15 protein-coding genes and 1 pseudogene are annotated in these 17,477 nt (G+C 35.6%); 9 read left to right on the forward strand and 7 right to left on the reverse strand.

Translation table 11 applies throughout. From position 1 onward, the window contains the following. The first annotated feature begins 5 nt into the window (after positions 1–5). The 3 genes from AC0VX1_RS08980 (at position 6) to AC0VX1_RS08990 (ending at position 4,135) form a co-directional block, all read left to right on the forward strand. Positions 6–1,046 (forward strand): homoserine dehydrogenase, encoded by a 1,041-nt coding sequence (locus AC0VX1_RS08980; RefSeq protein ID WP_475470798.1) that lies wholly within the window; start codon positions 6–8, stop codon positions 1,044–1,046. A 62-nt stretch (positions 1,047–1,108) separates the two neighbouring features. Next, entirely contained in the window at positions 1,109–2,566 is a 1,458-nt protein-coding gene (locus AC0VX1_RS08985; protein ID WP_475470800.1) for an aldehyde dehydrogenase family protein, read from the forward strand. 132 nt (positions 2,567–2,698) lie between these two features. Then, positions 2,699–4,135: an amino acid permease gene (locus AC0VX1_RS08990; RefSeq protein ID WP_034313403.1), complete on the forward strand. Its 1,437-nt coding sequence runs from the start codon at positions 2,699–2,701 to the stop codon at positions 4,133–4,135. A 189-nt stretch (positions 4,136–4,324) separates the two neighbouring features. Here the strand turns inward: AC0VX1_RS08990 and AC0VX1_RS08995 are convergent, their stop codons facing one another. From AC0VX1_RS08995 to AC0VX1_RS09010, 4 genes are all read right to left on the reverse strand, one after another. Beyond that, entirely contained in the window at positions 4,325–5,446 is a 1,122-nt protein-coding gene (locus AC0VX1_RS08995; protein ID WP_475470802.1) for a type II asparaginase, read from the reverse strand. A gap of 351 nt (positions 5,447–5,797) precedes the next feature. Beyond that, a complete protein-coding gene (locus AC0VX1_RS09000) occupies positions 5,798–6,112 on the reverse strand; it encodes a hypothetical protein (RefSeq protein ID WP_475470804.1) in 315 nt (104 codons plus the stop codon). Between the two features lie 304 nt (positions 6,113–6,416). Beyond that, positions 6,417–6,563 carry a sporulation histidine kinase inhibitor Sda gene (sda, locus tag AC0VX1_RS09005; RefSeq protein WP_106028533.1) on the reverse strand — a complete coding sequence of 49 codons (147 nt, stop codon included), beginning with the start codon at positions 6,561–6,563 and terminating at the stop codon, positions 6,417–6,419. Between the two features lie 903 nt (positions 6,564–7,466). Continuing rightward, a complete protein-coding gene (locus tag AC0VX1_RS09010) occupies positions 7,467–8,336 on the reverse strand; it encodes an SDR family NAD(P)-dependent oxidoreductase (protein ID WP_475470806.1) in 870 nt (289 codons plus the stop codon). A 123-nt stretch (positions 8,337–8,459) separates the two neighbouring features. Here AC0VX1_RS09010 and AC0VX1_RS09015 point away from each other — a divergent pair, with 123 nt between their 5' ends. Then, positions 8,460–8,903: a MarR family winged helix-turn-helix transcriptional regulator gene (locus AC0VX1_RS09015; RefSeq protein WP_034313372.1), complete on the forward strand. Its 444-nt coding sequence runs from the start codon at positions 8,460–8,462 to the stop codon at positions 8,901–8,903. A 559-nt stretch (positions 8,904–9,462) separates the two neighbouring features. On the opposite strand, the gene AC0VX1_RS09020 is transcribed toward AC0VX1_RS09015, so the two are convergent. Next, positions 9,463–9,903: a hypothetical protein gene (locus AC0VX1_RS09020; RefSeq protein ID WP_475470808.1), complete on the reverse strand. Its 441-nt coding sequence runs from the start codon at positions 9,901–9,903 to the stop codon at positions 9,463–9,465. Positions 9,904–10,325: 422 nt separating this feature from the next. Between AC0VX1_RS09020 and AC0VX1_RS09025 the strand changes: the two are divergent. After that, positions 10,326–10,423, forward strand: a pseudogene (locus AC0VX1_RS09025) (transposase); the annotation flags it as partial. Positions 10,424–10,837: 414 nt separating this feature from the next. Here the strand turns inward: AC0VX1_RS09025 and AC0VX1_RS09030 are convergent. After that, a complete protein-coding gene (locus AC0VX1_RS09030; RefSeq protein WP_475470811.1) occupies positions 10,838–11,929 on the reverse strand; it encodes a GerAB/ArcD/ProY family transporter in 1,092 nt (363 codons plus the stop codon). Between the two features lie 313 nt (positions 11,930–12,242). Between AC0VX1_RS09030 and AC0VX1_RS09035 the strand changes: the two genes are divergently transcribed. Both AC0VX1_RS09035 and AC0VX1_RS09040 read left to right on the forward strand, forming a co-directional pair. Further along, positions 12,243–12,365, forward strand: a complete 123-nt coding sequence (locus AC0VX1_RS09035) for a hypothetical protein (protein ID WP_413001955.1) — start codon at positions 12,243–12,245, stop codon at positions 12,363–12,365. Positions 12,366–12,832: 467 nt separating this feature from the next. Continuing rightward, positions 12,833–13,045 carry a hypothetical protein gene (locus AC0VX1_RS09040; RefSeq protein WP_063576823.1) on the forward strand — a complete coding sequence of 71 codons (213 nt, stop codon included), beginning with the start codon at positions 12,833–12,835 and terminating at the stop codon, positions 13,043–13,045. A gap of 447 nt (positions 13,046–13,492) precedes the next feature. Here AC0VX1_RS09040 and AC0VX1_RS09045 read toward each other — a convergent pair whose 3' ends face one another. Next, a complete protein-coding gene (locus AC0VX1_RS09045) occupies positions 13,493–14,395 on the reverse strand; it encodes a DMT family transporter (RefSeq protein WP_278089964.1) in 903 nt (300 codons plus the stop codon). A 159-nt stretch (positions 14,396–14,554) separates the two neighbouring features. On the opposite strand from AC0VX1_RS09045, the gene AC0VX1_RS09050 reads away from it, so the two are divergent. Further along, positions 14,555–15,931: an aminotransferase-like domain-containing protein gene (locus AC0VX1_RS09050; protein ID WP_475470814.1), complete on the forward strand. Its 1,377-nt coding sequence runs from the start codon at positions 14,555–14,557 to the stop codon at positions 15,929–15,931. Positions 15,932–16,206: 275 nt separating this feature from the next. After that, the gene (locus AC0VX1_RS09055; RefSeq protein WP_475470816.1) at positions 16,207–17,376 is read left to right on the forward strand and encodes an MFS transporter; all 1,170 of its coding nucleotides are present in this window, start codon (positions 16,207–16,209) and stop codon (positions 17,374–17,376) included. The last annotated feature ends 101 nt before the right edge of the window (positions 17,377–17,477 follow it).

The following is a 17,477-nucleotide window of genomic DNA, read 5'->3' on the forward strand; positions in this document are numbered from 1 at the left end:
GAAATATGACACATAGGATAGCATTACTTGGATTTGGTGTAGTTGGTCAAGGGTTAGCTGAAATTTTACAAGATAAAAGTGAGTCACTACGTAGTGGGTTTAACTTTGATGCAAAAATCGTTGCTATTTCTGATGTTATGAAAGGTTCCCTTTATGATCCAAAGGGGTTGGATCTTTCTTTAGCGTTACAAGCTGTAAAGGAAACAGGAGAATTAGATAGTTACCCTGAAACCCCTGGCTTGGTAAGAGGGTGGGATAGTTTTCAAACAATACGTGAGAGTAATGCAGACACTGTTGTTGAAATTACCTTTACTGATGTAAAAACAGGACAACCTGCCATTAATCATTGTAAAGCAGCATTTGAAAGCAAAAAGAACGTAGTAATGAGCAATAAAGGTCCGGTTTCTCTAGCTTATCAAGAGTTAGCTGAATTAGCAAAAAAAAATGATGTTCGTTGGGGCTTTGAAGGAACAGTTATGAGTGGAACCCCAGCATTAAGAATGCCTCTGAGTTCATTGGCAGGGAACAGCATTTTTGAAATACGGGGGATTTTGAATGGAACAACTAATTATATCCTAACTAAAATGGAAGAAGGATTGAGTTATCAAGATGCATTGTCAGAGGCACAAGCTCTTGGTTATGCAGAGGCAGATCCGACTAGCGACGTTGAGGGATATGATGCTCAATATAAAGCTACCATTCTTGCTAACATTGTAATGGGTATTCCAATGAAACGAGAAGAAGTAGAATGTGAAGGGATTAGTCATCTTACGGAAAAGGACATTGAGTGGGCAAAATCAGAAGGTAAGAGATGGAAGTTAATTGCTAAATGTATAAAGGATGGCGATAAAGTCATTGCAAAGGTAGGACCTGAAGCTATACCTCTTACAGATCCTCTAGCTGGAGTTTTAGGTGCACAAAATGCTATTACTTATGATTGTGATTTAGCTGGCCCGATTACCTTAATTGGAGCCGGAGCTGGACGTAAAGAAACAGGATTCTCGATTCTTATTGATTTAATCAACATTAACCGTGATCAATTATAATTATAATTCGTTTCAGTCTTAAAGTTATAAGTTAAAAATTACTTATCTTGAGGTGATTTTGTATGATATTTACTGACAAATTAATAAATAAAAATAAGATGTTTCTTGCTGGGGAATGGGTATCTCGTGATAAATGCATTGAAGTCTTGGATCCACAGGATCATAGTTTAATCACAACAGTTCCTGCTGCTAATGAAAGCGACGTCATATATACAATAGAAGAAGCAAAAAAAGGAGTTAAAATAGCAGCAGATATGCCAACACACGATAGAATTGCTATTCTTCATCGTGCTGCGGACTGGATCCTTGAAAATAAGGAAAGATATGCAACTACTATTGCTCGTGAAGGAAGTAAAACAATTAAAGAAGCAAGAAAAGAAGTACTACGTTGTATTGAAACACTTCGTATAAGTGCTGAAGAAGCAAGGAGAATTAATGGAGAAACCATTTCGTTTGATCAAATGCCCGGAAGCGAAGATCGTATAGGTTACTATTATCGTTTTCCTATTGGCATTATTGTAGCTATAACACCTTTTAACGATCCATTAAATCTTGTTGCACATAAAGTGGGTCCTGCTATTGCTGCTGGGAACGCTATTATTGTAAAACCAGCAACTGTAACACCCTTAAGTGCTCTCTTATTGGCAGAAGCTTTTGAAAAAGCCGATTTGCCACCGAAAATTTTATCCGTCATTACCGGTCATCCAGGTGACATGGGAGATAGCCTAATTACTCATTCAGCTATACGAATGATTTCTTTTACAGGAGGACTTGCCACTGGCAAAGCAATTATTCAAAAAGCAGGTTTGAAAAAGATATGTATGGAGCTTGGATCAAACTCACCCGTTATTGTATTGAAAGATGCTGATTTAGAAGAAGCTGTGAAATCAACTGTTTCTGGAGCATTTTGGGCAGCAGGACAAAATTGTTTAGCGGTACAGAGAATATATGTCCAAGAAGGTGTTTATCATGATTTTATTGGTAAATTTATAGATCGTACTCAACAATATCGAGTAGGTGATAAATTATTAGAAGAAACAGATATGGGACCAATGATCTCCGAAAAAGAAGCAAAACGTGTTGAAAGTTGGGTAAATGAAGCTGTTGAGAAAGGTGCAAAGTTGCTTTGTGGTGGAAAACGTGAAGGGTCTTTTTATCAACCTACTGTTCTAGTTAACGTACCAGAAAATTGTAAACTGGCAACTGAAGAGATTTTTGGCCCAGTTGTTACCATTTATAATGTTCCTGATCTTGATACAGCTATCTCCCAATCTAATCGTGTAGATTTCGGACTGCAAGCAGGTATATTCACTCGTGATTTAGATAAGGCATTTAGAGCAATACGTAAACTTGATGTAGGTGGAGTAATGGTAAATGATAGCTCAGATTATCGCATTGATGCGATGCCCTTCGGAGGTGTAAAAGGTTCTGGTTTAGGTCGTGAAGGAATTAAGTTTGCACTTCAAGAAATGACTGAACCAAAAGTTGTTTGTTTTAAAGTTAATAATAAAACAATATGATGACATAAAGACTGACCTGTGCAGGTCAGTCTTTATATTAAAGATTCTGATTTTTCTGTAAGAATATAAACTTTGTATTTTGTTATCTATTAAAATAAGTACTTGTAGAGTAGTAAACGAGGAGGAGACTAGATGCCAAACACAAATGATACCAATGAAAACCAGTTGAAACGTTCAATGAAAAGCAGGCATTTGTTCATGATTTCGCTAGGTGGTGTAATTGGAACGGGTCTTTTTCTGAGCAGTGGATATACAATAAGCCAAGCTGGACCAGGAGGTACGATTCTCGCTTACTTAGTAGGCGGATTAATCATGTACCTTGTCATGTTATGCCTAGGCGAACTAACTGTTGCTATGCCAGTAACAGGTTCATTTCAAACTTATGCTACCAAATATATCGGTCCTGCTACTGGATTTACTATTGGTTTAATGTACTGGCTTACTTGGGTGGTAACGGTAGGTTCCGAATTTACTGCCTCTGGACTGTTGATGCAGAGGTGGTTTCCTAACACTTCTGTTTGGATGTGGAGCGCCGTCTTTGCGATTCTAATATTTTTACTTAATTCCTTTTCAGTAAAAATATTTGCAGAAACCGAATTTTGGTTTTCAGGTATTAAAATAATTACTATTATCTTATTTATTGTACTTGGAGGATCTGCAATGCTTGGATTTATTCCAATGGATGATAGAGCCTCTGCCCCCATGCTTTCTAATTTCACTGCAGATGGGGGTCTTTTCCCAAATGGCCTGCTTCCAGTTTTTATGGCCATGATTTCCGTTAATTTTGCCTTTTCAGGAACAGAACTTATTGGCATTGCTGCTGGAGAAAGTGAAAATCCAGAAAAAGACGTTCCTAGATCTATTAGAAATGTAATTTGGCGAACAATGTTTTTCTTTGTTGGTGCAATTTTTGTTTTATCTGGTTTAATCTCTTGGGAAGAAGCAGGAGTCATTGAAAGTCCATTTGTGATGGTTTTTGACAACATTGGAATTCCTTATGCAGCTGATATTATGAACTTTGTTATTATTACAGCTTTACTCTCAGTAGCAAACTCTGGTCTATATGCATCTACTCGTATGTTATGGTCTCTTTCAAATGAGAAAATGATAAGTTCATTTTTTGGAAAGATAACGTCAAATGGAGTACCATTGAATGCTTTAGTTATAAGTATGGCAGTAGCTTGTTTATCTTTATTATCTAGTGTATTTGCACCTGATACAGTTTATGTAGTACTTGTGGCTATATCAGGATTTGCAGTAGTAGTAGTTTGGATAGGGATTGTTTTATCACAATACATGTTCCGTAAACATTTTTTGAAAATGGGTGGAGATATTAAAAATTTAAAATTCCGTACACCACTTTATCCTTTTGTACCCATTGCTGCTTGTGTTTTGTGTCTTGCTTCTTGTATAGGTCTTGCTTTTGATGCGAGCCAAAGAATTGCTCTGTATTGTGGAGTACCTTTTATTATTTTATGCTATCTCTTCTACTATATGAAAAATCGAGGAAATACGAAACAGATAAATTCTTATAATGAAACGGATGATTATATTAGGAATATTAAGTAAAGAGTTTTTTGCTAATGGGTGCGTTAGTCGAAATCTGAGCTTTTAAGGCAGCTTTTTCTTTATACAACTGGGGCAGTTGAGTTCAACTTAGTACAAAAATAAATAAAAGCATACGTTGGTGATTCACACCATCGTATGCTTTAAATTTCATTCACTTTTAGTTAATCAAGAAATTTCTAATTTTAATGATTAATATTCGTTGAAAAATTGCTGAATTTCTTTTGGATCATCTGTTTTTGTTAATGCAAGCATCGTCAAAATACGTGCTTTTTGAGGATTGAGTGAGTCCGCTGTAACAAAATTATTTTCATCGTCAATCTTTTCTCTCGTAACAATACCATTTCCTACACGGCTAGAGCGAGTAATGATCACGCCTTTTTTGACAGCGTCTTTAGCACCCTCAAAAGCAGTATCAGAAGTTAAACCGTTTCCTTCACCTGCTATTATAATCCCTTTAGCTCCTGCTTTCACAGATGCATCGTAAAAATATCTACTATCATTTTGATAGCTATAAATAATGTCCACTTGAGGAAGTTTATCTAGTTTTGATACATCAAACACCGATTTGGTTGTATGTTTACGAGTAGGTTCATTGTAGAAAAGTATTTTATTACCTGCGATTGCTCCTAAATAGCCTTGTTCCTCCGATTGGAATGTATCTGTCATGGTTGTATTGGTTTTTGTTATATAACGTGCAGAACCTATCCGGTCATTTAATGAGATTAAAACACCTTTGTTCTTAGCATCTTTACTAGCAGCAATTTTTACAGCATTATATAAGTTTAAAGGTCCATCTGCACTTATAGCTGTAGCCGGTCTCATTGATCCAACAATCACGACAGGTTTGTTGCTTTTTACGACCAGATTCAGAAAGTAAGCAGTTTCTTCTAAGGTATCTGTTCCATGCGTTACGACGATACCATCAACGTCTTTAGATTTTAATAACTCATTAATTCGTTTCGCCAACTTTAATAAAGTTTTATTATCCATATTGTTACTGCCAATATTGGCGATTTGTTCACCACTCACATTTGCTACTTGTTTTAGTTCAGGAACAGCTTTAATTAGTGTTTCAACACCAAGTGCACCTGCTTGATAACCAGTTGTGTCAGTATTGGACGTAGCAGAACCTGCAATCGTTCCACCAGTAGCTAAAATTTTCACATTGTTTAACTTTGGATTTGTTGAAGTTGCTTCTACTCTCTCTTCTTTTGGATTACTATTTGCTGAGCTATGGATAACAGTGATAGATCCAAAAAGTAATAGTGTAACTGATAGAAACGTGATTCCTAGATATTTTTTTATTTTCATGTCTAGTTAGCTCCTTCTTTATTAATTATTAAATTATGTATGACATAGAAAATACTATCATATTTTGATATTTCTTACATGATTTTTATTCTGTTGGAAAAAACCATAGAAATTCAGAATGTTAGCTTCGTCATGCGGCATGGGGCGGCATTCCTGTATTAACTGAAATACTAAAAAGTACGTGAAGAAATCTACTAAAACTAACGGGTGCATTAGCTGAAGCTCTGAGTTGTCTTTAAGGCAGCTTTTTTGGGGCAGGACAGTAACGTCCCATAAGACATATAGTGAACAAATAAAAAAAGACAGTGTACCACGCTGCCTCATTTTGTATGAATTAAAGAAAACGAAGAATTATTTAATCTTATCTAGTGAAATTATCCTATGTTTTAATTCTGAATTCATATCTAAAACACCTATCACAATTTGATTATCTTCCGTCAATGTTATGTATCTGAAATAATCATCATCAGAAATCAACAAATCGTTGTCATTCGTCGTTTTTTCCATTTTGGCAAATACATCTACTGTGTACTCAAGGTGAAAAAAATCGTCAAATCCCTTGCTGGAGCTACGTACCCAGGTATACAGAAAATCTTTCAGTGTGATTTGTTCAATCACCGATAATTGTTTCTTGAACTTTAACTTATCTACTGTTACGCTTATCATCTTTCATCCTCCTTAACGAATATTAATTAGAAGTCTCCTTCAACAATGCTATTTGCGTATCAATCCGTTTACAGTTTAGTTCATAAAGGACAAATGAAAGTTTATGTCGAAATTCAAGTAAGAGATTTAATTAATTCTAAAAGTGGATTTATAGTCAATATTTTGACACTAAAAGGTTAATCTTAGAGAGTTAATTAGTTTTACAGCTTGATCGAGTCTTATACAGAGAATTGACTAAGGAACAAGAATTATTAGTATGGGTTAAAAAACAAAGCAAAGAATTACAGTTTAAAGCATATACTAATTAGTTACTCCTACCTTTTTGATCGATAAGGGGTAGACCTCTTCTCTTCAATTCCTCTTCTAGAACGAGGATGAATTTTTTTTCCAAGTCTAATTCAATTGCTTTAAGGTATGAGTCTATCAATAGTTGATCATTTAATTTTTTCATATCTTCCCTCTTTTATTTCTTTAAAACCCCGTTTAAACATACAATATAAGTATTTAATATTAAGTGATAAATAAAAATATAATAACTCAAGTAAGACAAATTATAGTAATTAATAATTAACGAAGATAGTCTCCAACTTAACATATTGAGTGAACTTTTTTGTAACAAATAGGGTTCATATTTATTCTATATTTCAATCTACATAAAACAACATATACCGACATCATTAAACACAATATATTTAACTTTCCTGGTTTACATAATACAAATTATTAACATAAAGGTTAAAAATCACCGATTAAAATAATAATTTATTTTGCTATCAATAGACGGTTTTCAATTAAGTGGTTTATTTTTGAAAATCGTAGCTTTCATTGTCGTAGCTTATCTTATCCAACTAAAGGGGATTTACTTCATAAGGGGGTGCTGCGGCAACCCCTTATTGAAAGGTTGAACGAAGGAATGTAGGAGCATCGATTCTGTGAGACATGGGAGGGTTGACCTCCATGAAACATTGATATCCTATAGTGCGATCATAACATTGCTTAAACTGATTTTTTCCTATAATTGGCTAGTTTAGCATACACTTTTTTCGATAAATCCCTACCCTTGAGGAGTGATCCGAGCTTACATAAATAACTGTTAATGATATGACTAAGAAATCCTAAGAATTCTAGAGCGATCGTGAGAGTGTGTTTAGTTTATTGAGGGAGGTTAGTTCAATAACAAACGTAATAAAAGTTTGGAAATGAGAAATACGGGAAGTGAAATTGAACTTGAATTTACTAAAGTTTCAGCACTAGTTGTATAATAAAAGACTATTTGTCTAAATTGGAATCGCATTAATCAATCCCCATATACATTTCCGTTTAGGAAAATGTAACTTCATTGAAGAATAGAAAATCATTTTATATACTCTAACAATAATTCTTTGGTATCATTCCACAAACTTTGCTGCATAGAAACATCTTTTCCTGGATATATCGGATCAATTTTATCTCCAGTTCCAACATTAAAGTATCCCCCTGTCACTCTCTCATATTCGGAATCAAGTGCTAAACGAACAATGATGTCAGCCCCTCTTTTTGGATCTCCGATATTAAGGAATTCTAAGACTTTTCCCAATACAGAAGATATACGAAGTTCTCTTCCCAGGCCAGTATTATTGAAACCAGGATTTAGAGCGTTGGCATTAACCAAAGTACCTGAAAACTGACGCACTAACTCACCAGTAAACATGATATTTAGAAGCTTTGTTTTTCCATAAATTTTAGATGAACCCCTCAATGTAAATGAAGATGTGTCCGTCAAATCATATGGTAATTTTAGTTCCCCATGATTTCGTGAGGCTTCCGAAGCGACATTAATAATTTTTGCATTTTTTGCTTTTACCAAAGAGTCCTTTAACAGATTTGTTAGTAGCCAGGGCGTTAGATAGTTTACCGCAATCATCTCGGCAAATCCTTCAGAGGTGACACGCTGCTCGAACCCATGAAGCCCAGCATTGTGGATGAGTACATCAATTTTTGAATAGTTTTGTTTTATCTCAAGTCCTATACGGCGAACATCATGTATTAACGATAAATCACCAAAATAGAAATCAACCTCCGTATGTGGTGAAGCTTCTCTAATTAATTTCTCAGTTGCTTTAGCCCGTTCTTTGTTACGAGCAGTCAGCACTAAATGTGCACCACGTTTTGCGATTTCAATTGCAGCAATCTGACCAATACCACTGGTAGCACCAGTCATTACAATTATTGGATACTCGGGCATTATGCATTCTCCTTCTATAAACTTGACATAGTATTAACAATTAAATATATTTGACATATATCAATCATATTCAAGTATTTGATATATGTCAAATACATTTAGTTGCGTTGAGAAGGGAGAACTATGGATATTAATAATTCTGATTTGAGAGAAGAACTGGAGTTAGCTCTTGGTGAACAGCTCAATTCGTTGATTAGTGAGGCACATGCACTTAATGTCAGAACTGCAGCTACATTTGATACAACTTTGCAGCCAGCAGCCTTTTTGATTGTTCGCTGGTTATTTTCACATGGTCCTACTAACGCATCGACTTTAGCTGAATCAACAGCAATGGACCGTAGCTCTATCAGTAGACTTATAGGGCAATTAAAAGGTCTGGGATATGTAAAGAGTGAACCCCACCCTAAAGATCGTCGAGGCGTAATGTTATCTTTAACCGAGCTTGGTCATGACAAAACAATAAAAGCTTTAAAAGAAAAAGAATCTATTTTTTTCGAACGTATTTCAGGATTGACGGATTCAGAATTGAAGGCATATATTGAAATGCTAAAAAATCTAACGATATAACACAGTTGATAATTCTATTTGGAAATAAGAGTCTACTATTGAACACATGACTAAATCTGAAAAGCTCGTGTGTTAGATAGTATCCACTATTCCTACGTTGAAAGTCCAAAAGAGTTTAGAGAGACTAATGTAGATTTTTGCAGTGAAAAAAATTGTATTACAATTGCAGCACAATCCAGATTACTTAAATAAAACTAAGTATGTGAAGAAAAATACTAAATATAAAAAATGAAGAAAACCCCTGATATTAAAATTTTCGGGGGTTTTCTTCCTATAAGTTCGTCTTGTGTAACCAGAACCATCCAGCAGGGTAAAATATGAATGCCTGGTAAGGGACTTGGAAAAAAGTTCTAGTATGAAGTGTGAAAGTAGAAGATAGTATTTTAGTGCAGAGTATCCCGATGAAGAATGAGTGCAAAATCAACCATGATTTAAATGGGCAGTTAACCATATATAAATAAAAACTCTCGAATTGGAAACCTGAGAGTTTTTATTATTTATAATATTATTAAGGGGAAACGATTCATTCCCTTATAATCTTTTATTATTTACTTTCATATTAATCGGAATATTCAGCTGCATAAAAGCTTTCAGGACCCGTACGCGTTGGTAAGATTACTATTCCAGCAGGTATACTAATGAACGATTGATAAATTAAAAAGTTGGAAGGGGATGGAGGATTGAAGTCTGCTCCAGCTAAAGTGAATACTGTTTCGGAGGCTACTCCTAGACCTGCAACCGGCAATGTTATTTGTGCTGAATATACTAGTACCCTACCGGGGCCTACCCCTCTATAAACTTCAATATTGACAGGAGTTAAAAGGGCAGCTAATGAGCTTATGGCAGCTGAGAAAGCAAATTCAACATGAATATTGGCTCCTGCGCCTACTGTGCTTAAACCTAGTGTACCGAATAGAGCTGGTGTAGTGGTGACGGGAATGGCGATGGAGTTTCTATAGCTAGCATTCTGTGAAGTCTGTGCATCTAAAAAAGTACCCAAATATTTCACCTCCTTTATCCATATACCACATCATATAAAGACAGATTTATTTATGTTTGGACAAGTAGCTGGTTTATAAATATATTTCAGATTGGTTAGCTTAACTTTAAGCCATTCTTTTAAGCAACTGATGGGTGTGAGGGCGTTGATCCCGTGAACTAAACTGTCCGCCCACTATTTGCAGAAAAATGTTGATCTGGTTGGGACACAGCGCAGATCTTGTATAACAAGTTCTATGACACTGCATGGAGGATTAGGGTACTGGTTTATAAGTGTAGGAGGTAAAAATAATGAATCCAGTTTTTTGTCTGGATGTGGTAAAAGGGGAGAGCCAAGTTCAGGCATTCTTAGAGCAATCTAAATATGGGAAAGCATTTCAAAGAAGCATTTCATAGAGGAGTTGAACTTCTTATACAGATGTAAAACCTATATATGCGAAGCGTAAAGAAACGGTTGAGCGTGTATTCGCAGATGCAAAAGAAAAGCATGGTTGCGTTGGGCTACTTTAAGGGGACTTAAAAATCACCTCAGGTTTTAATACTTCTATTTTAAAACGAAAATGACTTTAGGCAAAAGTGTTCTATCTAAAAGGTAAGACACAGTTAATTGGAACGGAAGGTCGAGACTCCTGCTTAGAAAAGCGCGTCTAGGGGAAGACCCCGCAGGCGAAGGCCGAGGGCCGCCCGCCCGCGGAAAGCGAGTGCCCTGCGTTCCAATCAACGTTCAAATTGTACAAGCCATATAAATAGAAAAACTGATTGTCATCGAGTTTGTCTACAGTCTGGGAAGACCACAATAAGTGGTCTTCCTTTTGTTTCCCTAGCCCGAACTTATTTGGTGAAGGAATTGATATTTATCTGATGGCGACAATTCGTGAAAGTGGGCTCGTTATAAGAACAGCGGAATACAGTATCACTAGGAATTTCAAACTTTTTCATAACCGGTTCCGCGATTTTTTAATGCTTATGAAAACAAAAAGAAGAGGCAAATATATAACAATGAAGCATACGATGTAGGGATTGATTATTTTATTTAATATATATAAGGAATCGATATCATAAAAAAGTATATTCACAAGTAGTATGATTATGGACATTCCCCATAAGGGATACTTTTGCTGGACATTGAATAAGCGCTTGACACCCCTGCTGGCAGCCCACAAAGGAATGACCATATTGGGTATGATAATGATGGTCCACCAAGAAACAGTTATGTATTCGAACCGTTGAATAAAGGGCAACTCAATAATACTGGTCAATGTTAGTGTTGGGTATAGAGTAAGGGTCAAATGTTTCTGTGAATAAAAGACTATCGATACAAAATAAAGTAATAAGCTCAATAACGTAGTGAGCACAACTCCTCCGTGAGCATACTTTTGCGATCTTTCAGCATTTTTGATGAACGGATAATACATCAGTATCATTTCAAATCCAAGCATGGATAATGAAAAACTTTTAGTTCCTTTCATTATTTCGAATAAATTATGATGGAAAATAGGAAGAAAACCGGTGAAATCAGAGTATCTAAAACCATAAAAAGGTACAAATAAAAGCCAGTATGAAACTAGTACAGTTAAGAAGGCAATACCCGTAATGGTTCGGAATCCCCCTGTATTTATATAATAAATCAAGATAAGGAAAACCAAAGCAAATGCCCAAGAAGGTACCTCTTCAAACATCCAAACATGAATGACATTTATATAGCCGATTATGATCGTCATTCCAAGGACAAAAAAGTAAAGAATAAATAAAAGACTGAAGAAATTACCAATCCACTTACCGAATGCATGATTATTAGCGGAGATTATATCGCCAGGAACAAAACTAAATATCTTATAGATTAGCCAAATTAATATATGAACAATCAATCCAGCTAGGAGTATGGATAACCAGCCATCGGTTCCCGTCGCTTTAGCCAAATCTCTTTGAAAACTCAATACGCCTAATCCAGTTTGCATGGAATGCACTAAAAAAAACACATAAAATGGCGATACCTTATATTTTTCATTAACACCAGCTTGATTCATGTAGGACCCTCATTTGTATCACTCATATATTTTAATAATCTGGCTTTTATAAGTGAAATCTATTCAAAAAGATCGATTAAATTGTGGATGGAATTTTTGTATGGATCCTTAAGTTGAGAGCTAACATTTAATCGAAACGATTTTCATGAGGCATTAGACAAGGAACAGACACATGTGGACAGCGATGGGGATGGCTTACAATAAGGAATGTTCAAGCGTGAGCGGACAAAGAAGGGAAATAGAGACTCGGGATGCCCTTTTCCGGAAGATAGGTGGAAAGTCTTATCCCGGAACAACAGAGGGGGTATAATAGATGGGTGATAAAAAGAAATATCAACCAATAGTGAATCTTAAAGACCTTCAGGACAAAGGGCAGATTTATCATAATGATGTTCTTTTCCGCACGGGTAATAAAAAGGTTGTGGATGAACGTTAGAGGAACTATTGTCCTTTGATAATAGGATGACAAACTGTTTGTTAATTTCTAGATGAATGGAAAAAATATATAGAAGGGAACAAAAACTAATGAAATACGAATGGAGAAAACGAGAGAAGAATTTATATATCCCAAAACAAGAACATGAACTTGTAGCAATTTTGAGATATAAGGTTAAGCCGATAGAATAGCATAAACTTAGCTGTTAACATTATTCATTATTTTATGTAGCAAAGATTGAAGGAGTTTACATAGAGTAAAAGGTGCATTATTACCATAGGACGCAATAAAGTTATCCATAATATGGTGTTATGGTATGGCTCATAGTTTATATGAGGGTGTAAAAGAGGAACAAACACCACTCTTATTTTACTTATTTAAAAACATTAGTATCGATTATTTTGGGTGCTTTTTTTGCAGGGAATTGGTCCCTTTTGTCAAATTAGTTAAACAAAGGGGATGAGAAAATGAATGATGATGAGAAAATTAGTATTTTATTGTCCAATATGACAAACGAATTAGTGTCGAGTAGAGTAAGGGTTAGAACTATAGTGGAATTACTGGAAGAAAAAGGTTTAATAACCCGTGAAGAGTACGAAAACAGGTTTAAAAAAGTTTTTGAACGAGATGCAATTTCGTATAGGAATGATCTATTGAAAGAAGTCAAAATTAATGAATAAAAGGAGAAGGCATCCATTGGTTTGGGTGCTTTTTTATGGCGGTGTAAAAGATGAACCATGATAAGGAAAGAAAACGGTTAAGAAGCCATTGAAACTAAGTCGTGGAATCTGGAAGATCTAATGAATATGAAAGCTTTTACATATAAGGATTTTACAATACGAAATTTAAGCCTAATTTGAAAAAGAAAGAGCGTTAATCCTTGATCAACACTCCCGTTAGGCAGTAACATTCTATTATTTCTTTAGATTTGATTTCATTAATAATGAAATCTGTTGCTCATCCGTATTCGAAATTCGTTCAGTTGATCAATGATTAACTTTTGTCCTTACAATGGATGATTTTGACATAACTTAGTTTCCCTACGATTTTGTTGATTTTTATTTTGAATCCATATTCATGACTGTCGGTCTCTTTCATCTATTGGAATTCGGTTGTTCTAAATGCAGTTAGCTTTTCCCTGATACAGCTACTTTTTTTGTTACGGGAGCATTTTTGCCTAATATGACAGAAAAGACAACAATTACTGCTATTACAATGGTGAAAAATGTGATGGATTCATCTAGAAATACTGTTGCAAATACAATCATCAAAAATGGTTGTAAGTATTGAATCTGACTAACCCTTGCTATTCCGCCCATAGCCATTCCGCTATACCAAGCAACATATGCTAGAAATTGACTAACCACTGCGAGATAAATTAAGCTAACCCAAGCTTGGATAGGGGCATGGAGCATTTCAGTTGAAAGGTTTAGTCCAACTGGAATAATGAAAAATGGAGCACCGATCATAATGGCCCAAGCAATCACTTGCCAGCTGCCTAATTCTTTCGCTAATTTCCCCCCTTCTGCGTAACTAAGTCCCAGTATGATCACTGCTGCCAGTAAAGCTAAATCGGCTAATTGCAATTGGCCGAATCCAAGATGAAGTGCATACATAATGACAGCTAAAGAGCCGATTATACTTGAAACCCAGAATTTGATTGAAGGGATTTCACCTGCCCTAAACATAGCAAATCCAGCTGTTGCTAACGGTAACAGGGCTACTTCCACAGCTCCATGAGAAACAGGCAAGGATTCCATTGCCCAAGAAGTGAGGAGAGGAAATCCTAAAACTGCACCAACAGCAACAATAAGTAGACTTTTGAATTGACTTGGAGAAGGCAGTTTTTCCTTTCGAACGATCAATACCACCGCTACTAAAATAGCAGCAACAACCGTTCTTCCTAAACCGACGACCGTAGTCCCAAAATACTCTACAGCAATACTTGTAGCGGGGAGCGTTAAGCTAAAACAAATGACACCCACCAATCCCAAAAATAATCCGAATTTTTCTCTTGTTTCCCCCAGCATCTTTTCCAACCCCAATCTTTATACTTTGTACCACATCTGTACCATTTTAACTTATCTTAAAAACAGTTCTGATATAATTAACATACTATGAGTACATTCAATAAAAATAAACCGTTTTTTTACCTATCTGTCCTGGTACAGTTGGAGGGGGATTAATATATGAACTCAAAATATATAATGATAATGGAAGACATTAAGCTTCGCCTAGAAGATGGTTCGCTAATTGCAGGCAGTAAACTTCCTTCTGTTCGTCAATTATCAGAGTATTTTTCATGTAGCAAAAATACGGTCATTAAAGCATATGCAGAACTTGAAAAAGAGCATTTAATTTATTCTGTTCCTAAAAGCGGCTACTATGTTGTGAATGAATATCAAAAAGCGAAGGAAGAAAATGAGGTGATTGATTTTTTGTCTGCCGGTCCAGATAAAAATGTTATGCCTTATGTTGAATTTCAACATTGTATGAATCAAGCAATTGATCATTACAAAGAAGAGCTATTTACATACTCTGATCAACAAGGGCTTTACTCACTGCGAGTACAGTTGGTGAAATATTTGGAGAATTTACAGGTCTTCACTAAACCAGAAAGATTAGTCGTTGTCTCTGGCTCGCAGCAAGCCCTCCATTTATTAGTTTCTATGCCATTTCCAAATGGGAAAAACAATATTCTAATTGAACAGCCTACTTATTTTGGATTCATCGAGTCCATCAATCTGCATCAAGCGACCACTTTTGGGATTGAATTATCAATGGAAGGAATAGATCTTGATCGACTGGAATACATTTTTCGAAATAATGATATAAAGTTTTTCTATATTATCCCGAGATTTCACAATCCACTTGGACATAGTTACACGAATGGCGAAAAGAAAAAAATCGTTGAGTTAGCTGAAAAATACGATGTATACATAGTGGAGGATGATATTTTAGGAGATCTTGATCCAAATCCAAAATCAGATCCTTTATTTTCTTTTGATCCTTCTGGGAGAGTGATTTATATTAAAAGCCTTTCGAAAATTTTTCTCCCAGGGCTAAGGATTGGGACTGTCGTTCTTCCTGCATTAATGATGAACAACTTTTTACGTTATAAATTCAGTTCGGATTTTAATAGTTCAGCACTTTCTCAAGGTGCGCTAGAAATCTATTTAAAAAGCGGTATGTTTAATAATCATCTCAAAAATGTAAAAGAGGTATACCGAACTAAAATGCAAATCCTTCAAGAAGCATGTGAATTATTGCTGCCGGCTAATACTTCTTTTTCTAAACCGAATTCCGGATTCTATCTTTCCATCAATTTGCCCGAGAATGTGAAAGCAAAACAGGTGGTTCATATGCTAAACGAGCAGCAAATATATGTTGATGATGCCTCCAGAATGTTTTTAGCAGAATATAAAAAGGAGAATCTCGTTCGTTTATGCATCTCTCAAGTGAACGAGAGTCAAATTAAACTAGGGGTAGAGCGATTGGCTCACTGTATTGCTTTACTTGACAGTAGAAAAAAACATAGTACTCCCAATAACTTTTTACTCATTTAGAAAGTGTCGGGTTTTTCTCGTCACAACCTAAATAACCACAAGCTATTTATATATTCCATAAATGATTTTCCTCACTTAGTTCCATCCTATAAAGTTTATTTAAAATAGAGCTGCTTGTTTATAAGGGTAGGTTCTGTTATGATTGTTTGATAAATTTTTTAAGGGGTTTAGAGAGGGTGAGTCAATTGACTAAAAACCTTAGGCAATTGAAAAATGTTTCGGTGTTCCAAACGCTTCTAACTTAGAAAAATAATTTAGAAGCGAGGAATAATCATATGAAAAATCAAAGAATCTTTAATAAATCATTTCTTTTTTTATTTATAAGCAACTTTTTAGTTTTTATTGGGTTTGAAATGATGCTTCCTATTTTGCCTGCCTATTTGTTAAGCATTAATGCGTCTTCCATTCAAGTTGGTCTAGTAACATCATTATTTACGATAGGTGCTGTTTTAATCAGGCCTTTTGTAGGTTACTATTTAATGGATAGCCAGAGGAAAAGTCTGGCCATTTGTGCAAGTGCAGCTTTAATGGTCATTACAATTCTATATCCGTTTCTTAATATGATATGGCTTCTTCTATTGTTACGGCTTTTCCATGGTGCAGCATGGGGTGTATCAACCACAGCTAACAGTACAATGGTAGTGGATTTTATTCCTAAGACACGCTTAGGAGAAGGGATAGGGTATTTTTCTATATCCACAACGGTCGGGGCTATCGTTGCACCGAGTATAGGTATCCTTATCTATGACTCTTTTTCCTACGAAATATTGATATGGTCATCAGCCGTATTGAGCTTATTGGCAGTACTTGCGCTTCAATTTGTCTATCCACCTACTATTGTAAAGCGTGAGAAGAAGCCATTTCGCTTTATGGATATGATTTTTGAAAAAGACGTATGGTTCCAAGCGTTACTTACGGTTATTACAACACTAGGTTTTGGGGCTATCATCACATTTTTGGTTCTTTTTGGGAAGCAAAGGGAAGTAGATCATATTTTTCTATTCTTCCTTATCAATGCAACTGTCTCAACTTTACTACGTCCGTTTACCGGAAAATGGTATGACAAAAAAGGACCTTGGTCTATAATCATTATGGCGGCTGGGTTAGGATTCTTTTCACTTGTTATCCTGTCATATACGACAAATGAATCTCAACTCATCGTTGCTGCGATTTTATTTGGGGCAGGTTATGGTACCGTTATGCCATGTTTACAAACATGGACTGTTCAAAAGGTAAGTGAAGAAAAAAGAGGAGCAGCCAACGCAACCTTTTTTTCCAGTTTTGACGTTGGTGTTGGAGTTAGCGCGTTTGTATTAGGTATTTTAGCAGAATGGATCAGTTTAGAGATGATCTACAGGCTTGTTAGTCTAAGTTTTATTGTTGTTGCTGTGTTGGTCTATAAGGATTATATAAATGAAAAGATAAGGCATAATAAATCGATCTAAAACAAATCCACCTCTATTTTAATAGAGGTGGATTTGTTAGCTGGAATACCAAAATGAGTAGAACTGGAATACATCCAGTTCTACTCGTAAGGGATGAAGTG

This window comes from Peribacillus sp. QJM3NY_7, assembly GCF_056173225.1.